This is a genomic window from Allocoprococcus similis (assembly GCF_054660775.1).
This window is the reverse complement of the sequence record NZ_BAAHSG010000016.1, coordinates 265,111-286,855: the sequence shown is the minus strand read 5'-3', so window position 1 is coordinate 286,855 and position 21,745 is coordinate 265,111. Positions and strand designations below refer to the sequence as shown.

12 protein-coding genes and 2 pseudogenes are annotated in these 21,745 nt (G+C 39.4%); all 14 read right to left on the bottom strand.

The window, feature by feature from the left end; all coding sequences use genetic code 11:
- Positions 1 to 161 (bottom strand): helix-turn-helix domain-containing protein (locus tag ACYQ5K_RS09125; protein ID WP_459777475.1); only part of this gene is annotated, 161 nt, incomplete at its 3' end.
- Positions 158 to 423, bottom strand: a pseudogene (locus ACYQ5K_RS09120) (IS200/IS605 family transposase). The gene ACYQ5K_RS09125 and the pseudogene ACYQ5K_RS09120, both read right to left, overlap by 4 nt.
- A 147-nt stretch (positions 424 to 570) precedes the next feature.
- A complete protein-coding gene (locus tag ACYQ5K_RS09115; protein ID WP_459777472.1) occupies positions 571 to 1,338 on the bottom strand; it encodes a carboxymuconolactone decarboxylase family protein in 768 nt (255 codons plus the stop codon).
- 28 nt (positions 1,339 to 1,366) lie between these two features.
- Positions 1,367 to 1,591, bottom strand: a pseudogene (locus ACYQ5K_RS09110) (flavodoxin); the annotation flags it as partial.
- An 81-nt stretch (positions 1,592 to 1,672) separates the two neighbouring features.
- Complete coding sequence (locus tag ACYQ5K_RS09105; RefSeq protein WP_215721249.1) at positions 1,673 to 2,416, bottom strand: hypothetical protein; 744 nt, start codon at positions 2,414 to 2,416, stop codon at positions 1,673 to 1,675.
- Between the two features lie 140 nt (positions 2,417 to 2,556).
- Entirely contained in the window at positions 2,557 to 2,940 is a 384-nt protein-coding gene (locus tag ACYQ5K_RS09100; RefSeq protein ID WP_015513361.1) for a DUF6262 family protein, read from the bottom strand.
- On the bottom strand, positions 2,915 to 4,282 hold the full coding sequence (locus ACYQ5K_RS09095) for a tyrosine-type recombinase/integrase (RefSeq protein ID WP_226853055.1): 1,368 nt from the start codon (positions 4,280 to 4,282) through the stop codon (positions 2,915 to 2,917). The genes ACYQ5K_RS09100 and ACYQ5K_RS09095 overlap by 26 nt, the downstream gene beginning before the upstream one ends.
- A 121-nt stretch (positions 4,283 to 4,403) precedes the next feature.
- Positions 4,404 to 6,134 (bottom strand): tyrosine-type recombinase/integrase, encoded by a 1,731-nt coding sequence (locus ACYQ5K_RS09090; RefSeq protein ID WP_007886448.1) that lies wholly within the window; start codon positions 6,132 to 6,134, stop codon positions 4,404 to 4,406.
- Positions 6,135 to 6,162: 28 nt separating this feature from the next.
- Complete coding sequence (locus ACYQ5K_RS09085; RefSeq protein WP_459777471.1) at positions 6,163 to 7,287, bottom strand: tyrosine-type recombinase/integrase; 1,125 nt, start codon at positions 7,285 to 7,287, stop codon at positions 6,163 to 6,165.
- A 155-nt stretch (positions 7,288 to 7,442) separates the two neighbouring features.
- Positions 7,443 to 9,410 carry an ATP-dependent DNA helicase gene (locus tag ACYQ5K_RS09080; RefSeq protein WP_215721250.1) on the bottom strand — a complete coding sequence of 656 codons (1,968 nt, stop codon included), beginning with the start codon at positions 9,408 to 9,410 and terminating at the stop codon, positions 7,443 to 7,445.
- 534 nt (positions 9,411 to 9,944) lie between these two features.
- Positions 9,945 to 10,379, bottom strand: coding sequence for a helix-turn-helix transcriptional regulator (locus ACYQ5K_RS09075; RefSeq protein ID WP_007886453.1), 435 nt, complete (start codon positions 10,377 to 10,379; stop codon positions 9,945 to 9,947).
- Positions 10,380 to 10,706: 327 nt separating this feature from the next.
- A complete protein-coding gene (locus tag ACYQ5K_RS09070; protein ID WP_007884654.1) occupies positions 10,707 to 11,333 on the bottom strand; it encodes a hypothetical protein in 627 nt (208 codons plus the stop codon).
- A gap of 17 nt (positions 11,334 to 11,350) precedes the next feature.
- Positions 11,351 to 12,211, bottom strand: coding sequence for a contact-dependent growth inhibition system immunity protein (locus ACYQ5K_RS09065; RefSeq protein ID WP_007884653.1), 861 nt, complete (start codon positions 12,209 to 12,211; stop codon positions 11,351 to 11,353).
- 66 nt (positions 12,212 to 12,277) lie between these two features.
- Positions 12,278 to 21,634, bottom strand: a complete 9,357-nt coding sequence (locus ACYQ5K_RS09060; protein ID WP_459777470.1) for a DUF6531 domain-containing protein — start codon at positions 21,632 to 21,634, stop codon at positions 12,278 to 12,280.
- Positions 21,635 to 21,745: the final 111 nt, after the last annotated feature.

Genomic DNA, 21,745 nt, shown 5'->3' with positions numbered 1-21,745 from the left:
ATCGCCGGTGTATTTCGCAACATTTTTTTCGATGCTTCATATTCCCGTATCTTATCATTCAACATCTGATTATATAAAAAACGACAGCAGCCAAATGTTTTTGCGAGCAGAACTTCCTGTTCTCTGTTTGGATATATACGAAAACGGTATGCTATATTCATCTTTTTTTCTCTCCCTGCGTCTCGATATAATTACGAATAACATCAATCGGTGCCCCGCCCGCTGTCAACAGGCAGAAACTTTGGCTCCAGAATGATTCCATTCTTCCAGTGTGATTCCATAATCAGGTGCAATACGTTCCCAAATCTCTTTTGCACGTTCCGAAATCGGATCATCTATTACTTTTCTTCGGTATTTTACAACCATGATCAGATGATAATACATCAAATATACTGAATGTGCATTATGATCCATTTTATCCATATAATCAGTCCTTTCTATTCTTTCGACTGATTATAGTATACCATACCTCACAATGTAGAATAAGTGTTCTGCATTCTTTTTCTGTAATTCATCTCCCACCTGTAGAGGAAGGAGAATTCTTGCTAACTTTTGTTAAATACCGATTTTTTATTTTAGTTTATCATAATCCGCGTCAGATACATGCTCGCACCACTCATTGGATGTCTCCTCACCTGGCACTTCAATTGCCAGATGTGAAAACCATTCATCCGGTGCAGCACCATGCCAGTGTTTAACACCTGTAGGAATATTGATGCAGTCACCTGGCTTCATTTCTATAGCTTCTTTACCTTCTTCCTGATAATATCCTCTTCCGGCAACGCATACCAAAATCTGCCCGCCTCCACTTTTTGCATGATGGATGTGCCAGTTATTTCGGCATCCTGGTTCAAATGTCACATTGAAAATTCCAACCTGAGAAGTAGAGATCGGTGCAAGAAAACTTCTGCCGGAAAAATACTGTGCAAAACCATCGTTTGGTGCACCGATTGGAAATACCATCTCTTTAGCATGCGCCCGCATCGCTTCCTCTTCGTATGGCAAATCTCCTTCACCAGCTTCCCACACTTCCTTTGCAAGATTGAAAACAGCCCATGCTTTTGGCCATCCTGCATAGAATGCAACATGTGTGATCACTGCAGCAATCTCTTTTTGTGTCACACCATGATTTTTTGCATTTTGAAGGTGGTATTTTAAAGAAGAATCCGTAATTCCGGAAGCCATCAGAGCAACCACTGTGATGATGCTTCTTGTTTTTACGTCAATATCATAGTTATTCCAGTTTTCACCGAAAAGCACATCATCATTAAAATGTGCAAACTCCGGTGCAAATTCATCAAGTGCATTTCGTCCTGCTGTCTGTACTATTTTTTCCATATTCTGTATACCTCCATAGCACTGTTATTTATAAAGATTTTACCCACTCACTGATTTCCTGTTTCGTTCCACGATTTAACAGGCTGCCTTCTGTGATCACTGCATCCGGTGCGGATGGCTGCAATTCCTTTACAGTGTTCCCGAATCCACTTCCACCGGACGTTGCAAAAAGCACGATCTTTTTACCACTGAAATCATAAGCTTCTAAAAATGTATTGACGATTGTCGGAGCCACATACCACCAGATAGGGAATTAAAATGTAGCCAGTTCCCCTCATGCGTTGATTTTACTGGGTTTAACTGTATACAAAACTGTGTTTACTGTTACTATCTTTCATTCTTTTCCAAAATAGCTTTGAAGCATAGGCCACATTATTTTCATATATGACACAAAGCTCAGCTCTACTTGTGCTTCATTAAACCATCCAACCATAAAGCTATTTATCTCTTCAAATAATACTTTTGAAAGTTTCTGAATAATAATTGTGTTATCCACTTCTTCAGTATAATCTTTCGTATACATTTTACATATAGAACGCACTCCAAAATAATTATATAGCACACCTACCGTTGTTTTTAATGCTTCAATATCTCTTGGAAAATCTGTTCTATTCATCATATTCACTACTAATTGATGTCTTGAGTTTAGGTAATTCCTAACTGTACTATTACCTATTTCAACATCAACTGTAAATGAAAAATCTTGAGTTTGTATACTATCTGCTCCTAACATTATCATCAATTCAACTTGTGCTGCATGATATTCTGTATAACCAGACAAAGCCATATATTTCCAAGAATCTTGCTTTGCATACATTTCCGTATCTAAAATATGCGTAAATTCATGAAACACAATATACCTTGGTATTTCCGAACTTTTGCATATCCTTAATATATGTTCATCTGTTTTCGTATTATAGTAAGCTTGGGCGGCTGAAGCGAATCCTGCTGCATCGCTTTCCTCAACATTAATTTCAAAAAAATCTATCTTATACTGTGGTAATTTCTCAATTTCCATAAACTCAATATATTCTTTTTCATATTCTTTAATTAAATTTTTAATTTGTATTTCTGTCATATTGTTTTATACCTCATATCAAAGTTAGCATTTCACTTTTAGTATACCATAAAACAATCCCATTCTCATTCTATATGTTTTATCCTCAACGATGAAAAGATGTGTCTACACACATCTCTTCCATCTCATTATTTTCAATGTTATAAGTTCTTAATAAAATTCAAATCCTGTTTCCGTAATGCCTTCTGTAACTTTTCGTTCTTTCTCTTCAGTTCCTTATTTTCTCTGCTCAGAGCTGCCACCTTCTGGTTCAACAGTTCAATCTGTTTTTCCATCGCCATGTTCAGAATTTCTCTTCTTGGATCTATCATTCCGGCCTGTTGCTCTACTGCTTGGTTCAATGTATCCCGGACGGTTGGATTTTTATAAAAGAATCCTCTCGACAATCCAGTTTTCTTCATCAGCTTTGGAACGCTGATACGTTCTTTATTTGCCAGCATATCTTGTATTGCTTGCAATGCCAGTTCAATTTTCTCTTTACTTTTTCTCTGATTTTCCTCAATCATCTTGTCGTATTTGCTCATATTCTTCACCCCATCTTGCCAGACTCATATATATGATGTCACTCATCCTCTGTCTTACTTCTCTGGTTTCGTCTGCCATTCTTTGATTGCTCATTTTCCGGTAATGCTGTACATTATTCAGTCTTTTATGCCCCAATAGTCTCGCTATCGTCCAGTCATCCAGATGCATTTCTGTAAGTTTGACGCCATAGTAGTGCCGGAACATGTGCGTTCCAAACCCGAATAATTCGCCATGATCATCTTTCAACTGCTTTTCCTGTATCATGGACATGACTTTTGTTTTTATAGCCATATACTGCATCGGGCGGTCAGGTTCTTTTTCATTAACAAATATGTATTCTGTATCACCGAACTTTTCCTGTGTATATTCAATAGAACTCTGTAACAGTTTTGCAAGTTCTTTACTGATCGGTTTTTTATATCTTTTAGTTTTAACTTGATATATTTCAATCATATCTTGGCCATTTTCTCTCGTCAGACAATCTGGTCTCAGTGTAAGGGTATCTGATATCCTAGTTCCAAGCATCTGATGTATCAGAAGACATCTTGCAATCTGTACATCCATCTGTGTAATTTCCGCATTCAGTCGTTTCATTTCATCATCAGAATACACTCTAAATTCTGCATTTACTTCCGGTGGAATATCCGTATTAATAAATAAATGCTCCAATCTTTCATAGCTGTAAATTTTTCCGATTGTCTCTAACTGTCGTCTTAATGAAATTACATAAGAACTATTCGCACTATGGGAAGTATCTTTTGTTGACAGATGTATCAAAAATTCTTCCAACACTTCTCTGTCTATTTCACTGCAGCTTTTTATTTTGGAATACTCTTTTTGGAGATATTCTGAGAATATCCTCATTATTGTCAATTCTCCCTGTACAGTTCCTATTGCTTCATACTGCAGATTCATATAAACAGCTTTCTTACATTCTTCCCTGATATCTGGCTGATATATTTTTCTGAAATCCAGTGTTTTTACATTATAAATTGGATTGGATCTGATTTTAATATCCAGATTTTTTAGTTCCCAAACATCTTTTTCTATCTCATCCCGTAAATCTTCTGGCCCTAAAAATTTCAGTACGTTTCTGAAATATAATATCGTCACTGCTTCGCCATAGCTTACTGTACCATACACACTCTTCTTTTCTTTTACAATAGTTATTCCCTGTTCTAACATCCAGCCTTTTAAAAGTGATATCCATTTTTCTGGATTTCTATCTCCAAGGCTTTTGATTCTCCGATTTATTCTGCTGTTCAAAAACTTTGCAATATGATTATAAGCTGTTCGATCCTGAATCAATGCTCTAAACGTTCCGTTTTTGCAGCGATACATAATATAACCTCGAAACTCTTCCTTTAATTCTTGCGTTGGAAGCAACGTTAAATCAAATTTTCCATTATCCTTACGTGTCCCTGTTTCTTGTAAATTGGGGAAATCGCTGAAGTATATAATATCATTTTCCATCTTTTTCCTCTTTCTTTAGCCATGATGCTAAACTACTTCCTTGCATTTCAAAGAACTCATCATTTGCTTTTGCAATCCTTTGCGGCATATAATCAATATACTGTCTTGTCATCTCTTCATAAGTATGTCCAAGATAATCCCTGATACTTTGCAGTGATACATGACTGTCATAAAACATAGTTGCTACTGTATGTCGATAATCGTGTGATTGAAATAAATATTCTCCATTTGCAATCTTATTTTCCCGGCACGCTTCTATCATCTGAGTTCGGAATGTACCATATAGACAAGCACCACCTCTGCTGTTTTTAAAAATGAATTCTTCAGGCTGAATTTCATGTTTTTTCAAGTATACTTTCATAATCTGATAAAGTGCCTGTGGGATTGGAATCCTTTTATAATTCTTCATTTTGACCTGATACACCTGAATCCAATAATCCTCGCCCTGCTGATAATAAGCATTTCCTTTCAATGTACACACTTCACTCGCCCGTAATCCTAGACACCACAGATGTAGGAACATACATCGTAATCGCTCTGGAAAAAGATATAATTTTTTCAAAATTTCCATATATACTGTTTCCTCAACGCTACGATCATGATGTACTATTACTTCTTTTTGTTGGAAATATTCAATTCGGAATGGCATTCTTGTAATATACTGTTTAACTTCCATGAATTTATAAAAATGACCGATACCGAAAATTCTTTCATTAAATCCCTTTGCCTGTATTCCCCGTTCTCGCAAGCCGTCTGCATACTTTTTTACTTCTGCGACAGTTGCATGAATCGCCAGTATCTTTTCTTGTTCCAGCAGTTCAATAAAATTTCTAATACATACAAATCTTCGTACAATCGTGCTGACTGCCTGTCCAGTAATTCCCAGTTCATATTTCATGTATGCCTGTAAAATTTCTCGATTCTGTATTTCCTTGACTTCCATAAAAGAAATGCTAATTAAGGATTTACTTTCGTCTATCCGATGTTTTCCAAGATGTAATCGTTCCAGATACCATACATTTGCTTCCCATTGGATCTGTTCCTGCTGCATAAACGCATCTCTTCTGCATTCACCTAAAATACTTCGTTGACTCGTTTCGGGAAAATTCTTTAAAATAGTTTCCACTTGTTCCATTTCCAGCAATCCAATATCCGTAATATTTAACTGAACACAAGAATCATAAAGAAGTTTTAAGGATTTTAACCTGACATTTCTATAAGCCTTAGACATTGAAGTATTGGCAATGATACGACTCAACGTATAAAAAATTTGTTTCTTTAAAACTTCTGAACAATTTTGTGTAAAATCCCACACCAATAGGTTTGTTTTATAAGAAGTTTCAAAGGTCTCAGCTATTTCCTTTTCCGGATAATACTTCAGAAAATAAATTTTATTTTGATATTTCCATTCATATATCCGCTTTCCATTTAGCGTCTGCATTTGTTGATAGATATGTTGTTGTTTTACCGTATCATATATTTTCAAATAGAAAGATACAATTTGTGATCGTATCTGTCCTCTTAAATATTGTTCATACGAATTTCGCAAAGGATAATCCATTTCTTCCAGATGCCAGATTTTTCTATCTGCCAAGAACTTTTTCAATTTGTTAATTCTTGAATCGCTTTTTATTCCAAGTGCATCAATTTCTGAATATAGTTCCTGCTTTTTCTTCTCAATATCTACTTCAGATTCTGTTATGTGTTCTGCCTGTTGCAATAAATATATAGGTATTTCTCACACCTCCCTACTCCAGCAGACGTTCCGCCCCATAAATAGCAGTGTGTTGTGCATAAAACTCATTACTTGCTTCTATCAGTTCATCATCCAGCCAGTCCAGATACTTTATAGTCGTATCCAAATGTTTATGCCCCAATGCCTGACTGATCATTTCCAGTTCCCATCCTGCCTGCTTTCGCATATTTGCAAAATAGTGACGTAACATGTGGGGTGTGATTTTAACTCCGGTTTTCTTTTCCATTCGGTCCAACATATCATATACACTGTCCACTCTTAATGGCTTTCCAATGTTCTCACCCATGATATTCACAAACAGGTAATCCTGATGTTGCAGGATTTTCCGATATTTTGCCAGATAATCCATGAGAAATTCAAACGTATCATTACTTATCTTGGCACTTCTGTATTCCGCATTTTTGGCTCTCGCTTCATTTTCATTATCTTCCCGGAAGCATACCTTTATCATGTGATTCCTATAATCAATATCTTTGACATATTTTACTCCCAGTAGTTCCCCAATTCTGTATCCGGTTTCTGCTAACATAAGTAACAGAAGCTGATCTCTTCGGTTCGTACAGGCCTGTAAAATTGTAATAATCTGATTTTCTTTTGCTGTTCTCCCACGATGTTCCTCTTCCTTCAGATAGGCTTTAAAAGAATGATTCCGCAGTACCTTTTTTACTCCCACCTGATTAACCGCTATAATCTGGTTATACGATAAGGTTTTGAGACTTCCGTACTGTTCATATTCTGCCTCTATAAATAAATAGAACCTGAACACATCTTTTAAGTATGCGTTGCAGGTTCCTTCATTCGGACACTTCTTTTCTCCAGCCGTTTGCTCTGTATGGTTTCCGGCTTTAAGCCAGTATAAAAATTCCACAAAGTGTTCTGTCTGTTTTTCATAATCTAACTGATAGACTTCTGTGAGTTCCATTTCTTTCTCTGCCATATATTTCATATAATAGCAGATTGAAAATGCTGTGCGTTTCACTGTATTTGGTGAACGTTTACATTTAATCTTATGCATTAGATATTTACTTGGCAGTTCTTCAATACTCATTGTTTCCAGATTTCTGATGAAAAAATATTTTTCTGTTCCATCTTTTATCGTTTCCACCTTGTATATCATAAGCTGCCTCCTTTCCTCTAACGCTATACACAGTATACCCACTTCATGCCGAAATAGCTATTCATCAATACCAACAATCCCACCGAAAACGCCCTTGAAATACCACCAAACTTTTCGTGCAAAATCTGCTTTTTCTGTAGCAGAACCACGAACGGTTACAGGTAGTATTCCACGCCTTTCCGGTTTCGAATAAAGTGCTGGACATCCTTGATATCTTTTGCCATCTTGCAGCTCGGAAGCGCACACATTACTTCCTCATGATACCTGCCACCTTCTCCTGCACGCTCGTCTAAAATGGACACGACACAAGTATCTGTCTCGGTGCGGAGAGCACGTCCGAATCCCTGTCTTAGTTTTTTCTGCATGTCTGGAACAATCACTGCCTGAATATAATCTTTCAGGCTGGCATATTCCTTCTTCTGTGCTTCACTGATGGGATCAGGAACAGCAAAGGGCAGTTTTACTATAATCAGCGAAGATACCATATCTCCAGGGAAGTCTACTCCTTCCCAACAGGAGCCGGCTGCAAAAAGGACAGCATTGTCCATCTGTTTAAATCTTGTGATCTCTTCCGGTGAATGTCTCCACACCTCTATCATCGGGAACGGAATTTCATCCCTTAACATCTGGTAAACGTTTCCCATCAAATGATAAGATGTAAACAGCACTAGCGTATGCCCGTAAGTCGAACAGATCAGTGAATGGATATGGTCTGCTATCATCTCTGCCTCTTCCTGACTTTCTCTTCTGCATGTCTTCAAATTCTTTGGCAGATATAACAGACAGTTCTTCTGATATTCAAACGGGGAGTCTGCCACATATTCCCGGACTCTCCGCACTCTCTGTAATCCTGTCATTTTCCGAATGTGGGAAAATCCCTGTCCGGTTTTTAAAGTTCCGCTTGTCAGAATCGCTCCCATTCCTCTGCTCCATAACATCTGGTCCAGATACTGTGGAATCCGTCTGCTGGATGCACACAATATAATCCGGTGGTCATGGTCCTGCTTCAGATGCAGCACATACTTCTTATCCTGATGGAAAAAGCATTCCAGCACACTTCTGGTTTCTTCCAGCTTGTTTCTGATCCACTTTGGAATCTTCTTTTCTAATTTTTCTATGATCTTATTCATGGTCTGTATCCCCTCATATAAATACATTGCACACTCTTCTGTCATGTGGAATTCTTCTTTTATCCCATATCTGGTTCTGTGGTTTTCTCCTATGATGTCCAGCACCATCCGGATCGTCCCGGACAGTTTTCTTATCTCCGGGCCTTGGTACTCATTCCCAAGATAAAAGCAGATTTCTCGGATATCGTCATAACAGAGGCTCTTCCCAAACATCTGCTTTGCCGCATCCGGCAGCTTATGTGCTTCATCGACAATCAATGCTCGGTAGTCTTTTAATAACGGGCGGTAATCCTGCAGCCTGTGATAACCATCAGCCAGCAGATAATTGTGATTACAGATCTGAATGAACATTTCATGATCTCTGGAACGCTCCAGATACTGCTGATACCTGCATGAGCCTCTTTTCGGGCAGTCTCCCGAACAGAACTTCGGTACACTCACCATCCTTCTGTCAAACCCACTTAAGTTGGACACTTCGTCCATATCATAATGTTCTTTCAACGACAGCAGAGCTTCTTTCTGCAACGCATTTTTGTTTTTTTCTTCGATTGCAACGATTCGGTGCTCCAACCTCTCATCGCAGACAAAATGCTCTTTCCCTTTTCGTATCACAGCTTTAATAGGGGCCTGAATCGTCCCGTTCTCCTGAAGAATCCGGGAGAGAAAAGGGATATATTCTGTAAGAATTGCTTTCTGGAGTGCAATGCTGGAAGTGGATATCACGACCGGACGCTGCTCATAAGGGGAACATCCTTCTGCAAGGAGGGAATATTTTCTCATCAGAACACAGGCCACCAGATAGGCATACGTCTTGCCGATACCGACACCCGCGTCACACAGTGCTATGTTTCTTCCCAGCAGGTTATCCAGCATTTTGTGGCATAACATAATCTGTTCTTCCCTTACTGCCATTCCATGTTCCGGGAACAGCACTCGGAAAATAGTATCAATTTCTCGATGCGCTCTATTGAGATATTCTCTTGTGTAATACATAATTTGTTACCTGATATGCGTGCTGATATCACATCAATACGGCTGTAAAGGATTTCTCCCTACAGCCGTATGTATCTGATATCAACGACACATTCTTCCTTGATTTCTTATACTTTTGATTTTTGGCGTTGTATTTGTCCTCGACTCCCCCATTGCCTTACGGGAACATTACAGGCGGATGCTTGGCATTGCACCGCTCACGGATTTTCTAAAAGTCTTGCTGATTACAACCCAAAGTCCATCCTCTGCTCACTGGCAGTTCCTATGTATCATTATCCCCTCGTAAGTGATCCTCGCAAAAGACCGCCACGGTCCTGTTTCAGTTAAAGATGATTCGCTCGAAACGAAAACGCCACAAAAGAACTCTGCCTCTCACTTTCTGGTCTAATTTCTTCCATGCCCTTTTCATCTGTCCTCGCGTCTTCCTGCCACGCTTCTACTTACGGGAACGTACCTGTAATGCTGGTATGAGGTTGTCAAAGTACACTGGCAAAATTTACCTGCCTATTAAATAGCCGACGAAAAACGCCATAATTATTCAATTTTTGATAAATTTTTTAATTTTTTTCTCAAACGGTTTCTTTTGGTATAAATCGTCTGTTCTGCCATTCCCATAATCTTAGCAACTTCTCTTCCAGAATATCCCCATGTACTGAGTAAGAGGATTTCCAGTGTCTGATGCTCCGTTTCTTTCAATAGTTCATAGATTCGCTTATCACCTATGTGATCCAGAAGCTCCTTTACATCCCTTGCAAACAGCTCGCTGTCCTTTTCTTTTATGGAATCCATATCCTGCATCGTTTCATCCAGATGTTCCCGGTATCTGCGCTCTTCCAGAAAGTCTTCCCTGTCCATCTGGCGCAGCTTTTGGATCTTCTCTTCTTCCATTCCCAGTTCACGCAATTTCTTTTCTTCCTGTTCTTTCCAATAATTCCACTTTCGTTCTTCACTTGTCTTGTTATAAGCCATTTATCTTTCCTCCGATCTGATTTTTGATATAGAAATCAAATCGGAGCATGGCGGTGACCGGATAGGTACGTTATAATGTTCGAAAAATGTCGAAGAAAAAAATGCTGCAACCTCTTCGATTACAGCACTTTTTTCCATCTTACGTGAATATTTCTTGTTGGTTCATAGGAGATTCCTTCTTTTTCTCATAATGAATAAAAGACTCTTGTCATCCATTATTTATTATAATTTTTCTACTATTACAATAGCTTTTTTAACAAGTTTTCTTGTCTTGGAGTTTAAAAGAAAGCTACCAGTTTTTTTCCTCTGATAGCTTTCCATTCATTCTTATTCTGTTGGGAACATCGCTGCTTCCAACTTATTCATCTCTGTATCCAAAAGACCATATTTTCCTGAGTTATCTTTTTCCACGGATACGTTTACAGTAACAGCTTTTCCATATCTGTTCTTTTCAAGACTCTTCTGGACACTTTCTGTTAATACAGCTGCAAAGACTTCCGGATCATTTCCATCCAATCCCTGCTTTATTTTTTCATTGCTTACCTCTGTAGAGCTTTGTTGCAATGTCTGAAATACATTGGATGGTTCAACTTGTACACTTACTGTATAGACTCCATCCTCTTCTTTCACATCTTGTACTTTGTATTTTGCCAGTTTCTTTACTTCTGTCAGTTTTTCCGCATAATCAGCAATTCCTTTATCCGTAATGTTATCGGAATCATCAAATTGCTGTTGGATACTCTCATTAAAATCCTCTTCGATTTCTTTCTTGGCATCTTTTTCCGAGATTTCTAACAGATTCGCATAGTCCTTATATTCTCCATGATAGTGTGCATCAAGAGAACTTTGGACGTAGGATTTGGCATCAAAGTCTGGTTGTCTGGAGCAAGCTGATAACAATATACATACTATAATTCCTATACTTATGCACAAAACACAATTCTTCTTTTGCATATTCTCTCCTTCACGCTTTATTTATCTTCAATTTTTATCGAAAATAACATTTTTAAATACTGTTCTATTGACTCCTTTTGAACTTTTCTTTCAATATTATATGGAATGCACATAAAAAACTCCACATAACCATTATCAATAAAACTCAGCAATACTTCTCCATTTTCTGTTAAAAAATGTACATATTTTTTATTACATTTACTTTCAAATTTAATATTCGACATTTGCTTGTATATTTTTTTGTAATGATTTTTTATGCTTACTTCATCTGTACAATCAGTTCCATCACCTATCAAAAAAGAAATATACAACTTATCATAATCTTCATTTCTATATGTCATATAAGAATCTGTATGACCATCACCAATATTTTTATAATGCTCATTTGGAATCGAATAACTAATTATTTTCCCCTCTAATGTTTCAAATCTTTCTGTTTCATCAATTCTAATTTCACATGGTTCAAACATTTTTTTTATAAACAAGCCCAATTCATAATCCGACATTTCTATAAAATTAATATAATCTTTTTCTTCCGTTTTTCGCGAATATCCCCCTCTATTATTCCGTTCCCATCTTCTAATTTCTAATTCATCTCCATTTTGTTTCAAATCAATTCTTTGATAATTCTTGGAAAATGTTGGAAAACTTTTATATTTTGTTTGTTTCCAAAAATTGTTTAATTGAGATTCGTCTACTTTTGGGGAACTTTCTGCAATTTTTATTCCTTTTCTAATTGCACAGCCTATCTTATCTATTGTTTCTTCAGCCATAATTTCAATTGTAGGTTCGATAGAAATATAACATCCCATAAACCTTTCAATGGCATTAGGCACAATTAAGAAACCATATTTTTGATTATAATATACAGAAATCATATCCGTTTTCTCCTCTCTATTACTTAAGGGGAATAAAATATTCCCCTTAAGCTATTTACTTTGCTATTATTTTCCTACTGTAATAATGAGTTTAACACCTTTATCAATACCATGTTTTGTAGCATTATTAACTGCATTTATCTGAGCTTCGCTTAATGTTACATTTGGAACAACTACTTGTAATTGTCTACCCACTATTTCTTCCGCATTAACAAATTTACCATTAAATGTTTCTCCTATAAATCCTGAAACTTTATTAATGTCCTTGACAATTACCTTTTCCAATTTATTACCATTTTGATAAGTCTTTGCACCTAAGTCTCGGCTTTTAACACTAGTCACAACACCATTTTCTACTTTATCTATGGTCGGGAAATTGTGTCCCAAGTTATTTCCCATAGCTTTGTCAATAATATCTCCTCGCTCTAATGGTGGTTTTTCCCAAGTGCCTTCTGGCAATTTTGTTTCGGTTACTTCTGCAACTAATTTTTTAAACGATTTATCAATCCCATCATTATGGGTACTTCCTGCACTCCTTACTACATTCAAAAGTTTCCCAGCCCCATAACTAAGGCCACCCATAACGCCACCTGTCACTGCTCCTGCAATACCACCGACTAACGTATCTTTTGCTACTTGTTTCAGACTATTTCCAGACAAACCTGAATTCACTGCACTATATGAAGCTCCACCAATAGCTCCAATAACTGCTCCTGAAACCATCGCCGTTCCTAAGCCACCCATTGCTGGCAATGCTGCCAGAACTGCTCCTGCAGCCAAACCGCCTGTTGCAGCAACTACAAGACCAGAAACTGTAACCGCAGTTATACCAATGGCTACTTTTTTCACCGCATTCCAGTCTACTTTTCCAAGCTTATCTGTAATACGATTTGTTGTCGTACACATATGTCGTACCACTTCTGAGCGGATTTCTGCCGTTCTTTCTGAAACATAGGATTTGAAAGATGTATAAGTTTTTCCAATTTTCTGTACCCCATTGCTTACAGAACGAATAAACTGACTTCCTCTGGATGTGATCTTTTGATATGTACTGCTACTGGTTACACGATTTTTCACAGATTGATATGTCTGTTTTGCATGTTTAGCTGCATTTTTGGCAGTTTTTGCTACCCCCTTCACTGTGTTAACAATAGTTTTTGCTGCTTTCTTAGCTGTATTTACTACTGTTTTGACTACCTTTTTCGCAGTATTAACGATTTTCTTGCCGACACTCTTGACTGCTTTCGCTGCTTTTTTAGCTGTACTCTTAATCCTGCTCCACAATGAATGTCCTGTCGGATCACTGTAATTCAGCGGATTATTGGTCGTATAATCGTAGCGGTTTCTGGTCAATGGATTTTCTGTCGTTCCAAGGTCACTATCTTCAGTTGTAAAGGTTCCGTTCTCTGCGTTATAGTATCTTGCCCGCAGATACTGAAGTCCTGTTTTTACATTTGTGGACTCCCCATTGTAACCGTAGTAATTGACACCGTCTGCTGTTCCTGATGTAAGGTTACCGTATGAATCATACTGATAACTGTTCGTCAGATTAGCTGTTTCGGTCAGGATTCCGGTCACGCTGTTTCTTCCGTCATATAAATAATAACTGCTTTCTTCCGATTTATCAACGCTTACCCGTTCTCCGATTCCACTTTCTCCATAAGTATAAGCCTGACGTACTTTCTCGTCTGCTCCATACTCTGCAAGGACTTCTGTATTCTCGCGATTGATATCGTTGATATACTCTGTCAGTGTGTATCCTTTGGCATTGGAACCGCCTTTTACCAGAGAGGCAAGCTGCTCTTTCGGGCTGTTTCCATCTTCGGTACGCTGGTTCGCCGGGATCAGGACTTCATCGCCATAGCAGTCTTCCCATTTATAGGTGTTATCAAGTTCGAATACCCGGTTGTTATCTCCATCGTACATGGCTGCCATCAGGACTGTTCCACCCTGTTTTACTACTGCCAAACGATTCTCTGCTGTGTATTCATAAGTAACCGGATCTGCACTGTTTGTCTTATCACATTCCTGGATCAGATTGCCATCTTTATCATAGCTGTAGGTTGTTCCCGGATCGCCCCAGATCTTTGCATTGGTGCGTTTGATGAGCTGGTTGGAATCGTTGTACTTATAGTTATATTTTGCTTTGCTGACACCATCCTCGATCTTCTCGTAAGAGGTCCGGTTTCCAATCTTGTCATAAGTATAATTATGGACTGTCTTTTTACCGCCCTCTGCTTTTTCTGTACAGCGTGTCAGTTCCCAGTTGTCATCGTATTCATAGGTACGTGTCGTCTGGATCTCTTTTTCCTGATGCTCACAGTCTGCTTTGTCTGTCTCTTTCTGTGTATCGCCCCAGTTGTACCAGTCTTCCCAGCTTGGCGTCTTTCTTGTTCCAGCTTCCAGTTCCGTAGCTGTTTCTCCAACTACATATCCCTGATCATTGTACTTGTACTCATAAGTACTGATTACTTTGCCGCAGGAACCACAGGTATTCACAATCTTTGTGATATGATCTTCTGCATCGTAAGATACTTCCGTCTTTGTTCCATTACTTCTAGTAACTTCTGTCACACGGTTCAGTGCATCATGCTTGTAAGTGGTTACTTTTCTATTACGGTCTGTCAGTTTTACCAGATTATCATTTAAGTCGTATTCATAGCTGATCTTTGTCCCATCCGGGTATACGATTGCCTGCAGATTATCTGCGTCATCATAAACGTAGCTGACATCCTTTTTCGAACCGCTTGTCACTTTGGTGATTCTTCCAAGTGCATCGTATTCGTAGCTGCTCTTGCCTGTCTGATCCTTCATGGATACCCGTTCCCCGGCACTGTTATATGCGTAGGTCACGTCCTTTTCGGATGTCTCGCCTTTTGCGTCCTGATAAGATTTCTCCAACAGGTCATTCAGTTTGTCGTAATCATACGTGGTTTTCTTGCCGCTTGCCTGTGTATGTCCGGTCAGTCTGCCTTTTTCATCATAGTCGAATTTCTCCGTTCTTCCTGCCGGATCTTTGATGGATGTCAGGTTGCCTTCTAAGTCATAAGTATAATTCGTTGTCTTATTTGCTGCATTGGTGAAGGTCACCAGGTTATCCATGTTGTCGTAACCATAAGTTGTTACACCGCCAAGGGCATCAGTTACTTTGGTCAGGTTGTCATTCTTGTCATATTCCAGATGGCTCTTTAATCCGGTCTTATCTGTAACAACCTGAATATTCCCATGTGCATCGTAATCAAATCCCGTTGTGAATCCACGCTTGTCTGTAATAGAAGTTACCCTGCTGTCCTTATCATAGGTATAGGATTCCTTCTGCCCCAGTGCATCGGTCTCTTCTGTTACACGGTTGTCTTTATCGTAGACTGTCTTTGCAACATAGCCCATCGGATCTGTTACAGATGTAACATTATAATTCTTATCATATCCATAGCTGGTCTTTCTTCCACCCGGTTTGGTGATCTCAGTAATATTTCCTGCCGGGTCGTAAGTGTAAGCAGTTATCTTACCAAGCGGATCAGCTGCAGAAGTCATCTGACCTGCCAGGTCATAACTGTAGGTATTGCTCCGTCCAAGCGGATCTGTCTCCTTCACCAGATTGCCATACTTATCATAAGAAAAGCTGGTTGTTCCATCCAGTGCATTGGTAGAAGACTTCATGTTATGGAGCTTATCGTAAGTATAAGTAGTGGTACTCTTTAAGCTGTCGCTTTCTTTTACCACGTTGTCCACTTTATCATAAGAGAAATTTTTAGTATAACCCAGTGGACTGGTCATACTCTTCAGACGTCCGGCTTTATCATAACCATAGGTATACTCTCCACCATTCGCCTGTGTCATCTTTGTGACATTGTCATTCAGGTCAACACTGTACTGTGTCTCATTTCCCTTTGCATCCGTTACAGAAATGACATTGCCATGCTTGTCGTAATCATATTTGGTAACTGCTCCCTTTGGAGAAATCTGTTCCGTCATGTTACTCAGGCTGTCATATTTGTATTCGGTAATGAGTCCCATCGGATCTTTTGATTTGGTAAGATTTCCAATGGCATCATAACGGTATTCATTTGTTTCTTTTAACGGAGAAGTCTCACCGATCTTGCGGTCCAGTTCATCATACTGGTAGGTTGTCGTATTTCCATTTCCGTCTGTCTGGGATACGAGATTGTCATTTTTATCGTAAGCATACTTGGTAACCGTACCGTTTTCATCGACAGATTCCGTCACATTATCATTTCCGTCATACTTAAAGGTGCTGGATGCTCCCAGTGGATTTGTCTGAGAAATAACCCGGTCTTTCTTATCGTAAGCGTATTTATATGTGGCTTCCTCTTCTTCTGTCATGGATAACTGGTTGCCGACTTTATCGTAGGTAAAGGTTGTTTTATGACCTTCCGCATCCGTTACCGCTGTAATGCGGTCCATAACATCATATTCATAAGATGTGATACTTCCGTCTGCTTCAGTAAGTTTCAGGAGTCTGCCGTACTGATCGTACTTGTATGTTGCTGTCCTGCCAAGTTCATCGGTCTGTGTCAGTACATTTCCGGCACCATCATAAGTATAATCCATACTGTTTCCACCATTGTCGGAGGAATGGATCAGGTTGCCTGCTCCGTCATATTGATAGGTAATTACGAGTCCCTGTGCATCCGTACATTTTACAAGCTGTCCGATGGCATCGTACTCCATCAGCACCTTGTCCCCTGTCGGCAGTATTATGGATGTGTTATTTCCCTCTTTATCATACACATAACTATACGCATTGCCGAGGGCATCTGTCATCTTTGTGCTGTTGCCCTGTGAATCGTATTCGTAAGTGGTCTTTCCTTTCAGGGCATCCACCGTCTGTTCCAGATTGTCGGTGGAATCATATTTCATTGCTGTAATGTTGCCCTTTGCATCGCTTACCGATGTCATGTTTCCATTACCATCGTAAGTCATGGTACTGGTATTTCCATTTTCATCGGTAGAGGATACCAGATTTCCATTTAAGTCATACTTCATGGATACGGTATATCCAAGGGCATCTTTGGATGTAGTCAGATTTCCTGCCTTGTCGTAAGCATAAGTATCTGTTCTTCCCTCTTCATCGGTAGAAGATACCAGATTTCCTGCTTTATCATAAGTATATGTGGTAGTTCCACCTTCTGGGTTGGTTTCACTTAAGCGGTTTCCTGTATTATCGTAGGTATAAGTCCAGGTTCTTCCACTGTCATCTGATTTTGATACCAGATTGTCTGCCGCATCATAAGTATAAGTGGTAACTGCACCTAATTCATCTGTCTCTTTAGCGAGTCTTCCGCAGTTATCATATTCCTTGGAATGGCTGCTTCCATCTCCATAAGTAATCTTGGTTTCATTTCCTAATGCGTCATATTCATATTTGGTTATATTACCAACTGCATCTTTGGACTGAAGCACCTGTCCAAGAGAATCAAACTTGGATACGGTTGCATTTCCATTTCCATCGGTATATTTTTTCAGATTTCCTGCTTTGTCATATTCATAGAGCTTTGTTCCAAAATCTTTATTACTCTCTTCTATGACACGTCCCATGCTGTCATACTTATAAGTAATTGTATTTCCTTTTGCATCGGTTGCTTTGACCTGCTGATAATTCTTATCATAAACGTAGCTGATCTGATTTCCTTTCGGATCTGTACCACTGGTCATGTTGTACATCTTATCATAAGTATAAGTGGTGGTATTCCCCAGTGCGTCAGTACTTGCTGTAATATTTCCCACACCATCCAGCGTATAAGCGGTCACACCGCCATCGGCTGCTGTCTTGGAAGTCAGATTGCCATTCGCATCGTAACTGTTCGAGGTTACATTTCCAAGTGGATCTGTCATGGTAACTGCACGATTCATCGCGTCATACGTGAATCCCCATGCTGCTCCATTTCCATCCACATATCCGGTCATGTTCGGTCCGTCATACGAATACGTTGTTGTGACACCTCTGCCGTCTGTCTGGGATACCATACGATGTTTGTCATCGTAAGTATAGGTAATGGCTGTTCCATCCGGTTTTGTAGATGTGACCATATTTCCATTACCGTCATAACTGTAAGTAACCGTTGCTCCGTTATATCCAGTTGCACTGGTCAGCTTATTCTGCTCATTATAAGTATAAGAGGCTGTCTTTCCATCCTCTCTTGTCTCCGTTGCTACATTGCCAAATGTATCATAAGTGTAAGTTTTTGTTCCGGCTGCTGTCGTTTCGGAAGCAAGCTGATTCTCTGCATTATAAGTCTTTTCACAGGTTGTTCCATCCGGATATTCAATGGATGTTGTGCGGTACTGATCATCATAATGATAAACGGTCTTATTTCCTTCGTTATCCGTTGTTGTAGTAGAACTCTTTCCGTACTTGAAAGTTGCCGTTCCTTTTTCTGCATCAGTCTGCTCTACAACTCTTCCTTCTTTATCGTAAGTATTCTTTACAACCGTATTGCCATTCTCATCTTTCCAGCTTGTCATACGGCTGTCATCATCATATTTGTACTCTTTTGTTGTTCCATTCGGATCTGTTACAGATATCAGATTTCCCTGCTCATCATATTTGTAAGAAACTTTTCCACCATCTGGAAGAGACAGTTCCTTGATATGCCCGAATTTATCCTGTTTTACCCCGAATGTTTTTCCGGATGGTGTTGTAATCTTACTCAGATTATAATCATCGTCATAATCTAATACTGTCTTAAATCCATTCACATCCGTTACATAACGTAAAATTCCATATTTATCAAATGACCAGACGCTCTGATCCGCATCTGTCAGTTCCCATCCGATGTAGTCATGGTCTGTATCTTTATAGCTGACTGCTTTTAAATCATATACATAACCATCCGGAGCAGTGTAGCTTCCATCTTCATTCTTATCAAAGATCAGATAACTTCCGTCCCCTCTCATATACAGAAGACTTCCGTCCTCCATTTGAGAAAGTGACTGGTCATAGTTAAAGCTCCATCCACGTCCGAACATGGAATGCTGGTCTGTTCCTTTGGAATTGTAGCTTCTTGTAATGGAGAATTCTCCATTCAGTTCATTCATCGTCGCATCGGACTGATCCATGTAGAAGTTACCAGTATTTAAGTTGACTGGTTCAAATCCAAATTCACAGTGCAGGCCTCTTCCCATCAATGCTCCGTCAATCCGCATCTTATCCTGATCGGTAAGCGGTGCAGGACTATATGGAACATTTGTCTGTGGGTTACGGATAAAGATCGTGTTATTTGCGACTACCAGTGCGTCCATAACCTGATTGTCTTTCATAATGTTCTTAAGCGGAACACCATAATATTTTGCAATCTTCGGGAATGTATCAAACTGCTTCACTTCATAGATCACAAAGCTGTCACTGGTCACTTCTTTTCCTGTTTCCAGCTTTCCATCAATCTCTTTCGATGCTTTTGCTTTGATCTTATAAAGCTTGTCCTTCGTCAGCCCTGAATACAGTGCACTCTGCCAGTTGGAATCTTTGCTGTAATACTTATTCGCCTCCGGGAACTGCTTATTGTATTCAGTACTGTCTGGATAGGAATACAATGGTTTTGCATCTGTTTCGTGATGTTCTTCATTTTCCTCATCTGGAAGCAGATAATATTCTACTGTAGATTTGCTCTTTGCAATTCCGTCTGCAAATACGGCATCAAACTTCAGCTTTCCATTTGTATTCTTTTCTGTCATCGGGCGAAGCAGGATCGTTGTTTCATCCAGTGACATATCTCGCAGATATGGATCTTCAGCCGGTGACCACTGGATGCTGAGTTTCGGTCCATAAACGGATGCCCTGTTATTCAGTACCTCACACTGCATAGAAGCTCCAAGGTTATTTGCCTCGGCAATGGCTACCAGTGCAAATCCGTTATTCGCATGAGTTCCCTGCACCCAGTCATTGACCAGATCTTTGACGTCATAATTGATATAGCTGTTCCTGCTGGTACTTGCATTCTGTACATCCTGAAACGTAAGATTTACTGGTTTTGTTTTCCATGTGATGGAGGTGTTCCACGACTGATCTACACGATAAAGTCCAAACTGGGATGCACCACCACTGTATGCAGTTTTCTGACTGACTGCAAATGTTGCACTGTCAATTTTGGAATCTTTCGGAATCTGACTAAAATTGGAATTTACTTTGATATAAGTCCGGCAGTTCTGGTGTGCAGTACCAAATCCTGCAAGGTTCCCAGACTTAATACCATCATCAAATCCGACATACGGATAATTGTTGTCACCAATCTGACTGGTAGGACTTCCCTCTTCCACACCGATCATGTTAAAGGAACTCTTCTGAATCTCTACTGGTGTCGGATCGATCCTGACCGGATACTGACGTTCTTCTGCCGAAAGCCAATCCCTATCTGGTTTTACGGTCAGGATTGTTTTTCCATCTTCTTCCCGAAGTTCCAATGTGATCAGGAAACTGATTTCCCCGGCAGCATCTTCCATTGATGGCGTCTCCAGAAGATACTTCGCATCTTTGATTGTCTTCCCTTCCGGATAGATATAGACCTGATTGTCTTTTACTTCTGCCTGATACCCCGGAATCTGCAGCTCGTATTCATAGACTTCCCTGTCTGTTGGCTGCTGAAGTACGATATCTTCCTTAATGCTGGAATCCAGTACTGTATACTGAACATCTGCGCCCTCGTAAACTTCATTATAAAGGATCGCATTGTCTTTAATAACGGAATGTGTATAATCTCCATCTACCGGAATGATCCCGATTCTGGTCTTTCCATTTTCAATCGTTACACCATTCTCTTCTGACATCTGTTCCGGAAGAAGGATAGCATAATCGTTTGCCTTGTTCTGATAAACTTCTGTTTTCTCTTCCTTTTCTTCAGTTGCCACTACACTGCTGGCTTCCTGTGCTTCTTCGGATGCCGGAGTATCTGCTTCTTCTGGTTTTACAAGTGTATTATCAACCAGCTCGGTATCTCCATCCTCATTCTTATAAGTTCCGACATAACCTCCATAAACGGTTGTATACTGCTTGTCCCCTGTCTTATAAGTCTTGGAAATGGCATCATAATCAATCAGTTCACCTTCCGGTTCTTCTGGAATCGGATAGTAATCCTGTGGTTCTTTCAACTCCACTTCTTTTTCCTGCGGATTTTCTTCTGTTTCTTCCGCTGGAGTTGTCTGTTCTTCCTGCGTCTCTGTATCTTCTGATGGCGTCGTTTCATTTTGTACGTCCGCATCAGACTGCTGACTCTTATCTTGTTCTCCAGATGTGGAATCTGTAATCCCTGCTTCCTCTTCCGTCAAAGCCTCTGGTCTGGAGAAATCTGCATTCTTCTGTACATCCTCAATGGCCTCTTTTGCCTGTACAAAAATAGGCTCTGTTCCCTGTAGTGCCATCAGGAGTGCAAGTACTAAGGCTATAGCCGACTTTCGAAATCTCTTCATAGTCTCTTTCTCCCTCTTGTAATCTTTTTCTATAATTCCTTTACAAAATAACCGCTACCCTCCTTTTTTCTGACTTTGGCACTACTATAATCTAAAAAATCACAAAATTTT

Coding starts and splice junctions, on each gene's coding strand:
- ACYQ5K_RS09115 (WP_459777472.1), bottom strand. CDS start 1,338: ATGGAAAAAATAGTACAGACAGCAGGACGAAATGCACTTGATGAATTT.
- ACYQ5K_RS09105 (WP_215721249.1), bottom strand. CDS start 2,416: ATGACAGAAATACAAATTAAAAATTTAATTAAAGAATATGAAAAAGAA.
- ACYQ5K_RS09100 (WP_015513361.1), bottom strand. CDS start 2,940: ATGAGCAAATACGACAAGATGATTGAGGAAAATCAGAGAAAAAGTAAA.
- ACYQ5K_RS09070 (WP_007884654.1), bottom strand. CDS start 11,333: ATGCAAAAGAAGAATTGTGTTTTGTGCATAAGTATAGGAATTATAGTA.
- ACYQ5K_RS09065 (WP_007884653.1), bottom strand. CDS start 12,211: ATGATTTCTGTATATTATAATCAAAAATATGGTTTCTTAATTGTGCCT.
- ACYQ5K_RS09095 (WP_226853055.1), bottom strand. CDS start 4,282: ATGTATCGCTGCAAAAACGGAACGTTTAGAGCATTGATTCAGGATCGA.
- ACYQ5K_RS09080 (WP_215721250.1), bottom strand. CDS start 9,410: ATGTATTACACAAGAGAATATCTCAATAGAGCGCATCGAGAAATTGAT.
- ACYQ5K_RS09075 (WP_007886453.1), bottom strand. CDS start 10,379: ATGGCTTATAACAAGACAAGTGAAGAACGAAAGTGGAATTATTGGAAA.
- ACYQ5K_RS09085 (WP_459777471.1), bottom strand. CDS start 7,287: ATGATATACAAGGTGGAAACGATAAAAGATGGAACAGAAAAATATTTT.
- ACYQ5K_RS09060 (WP_459777470.1), bottom strand. CDS start 21,634: ATGAAGAGATTTCGAAAGTCGGCTATAGCCTTAGTACTTGCACTCCTG.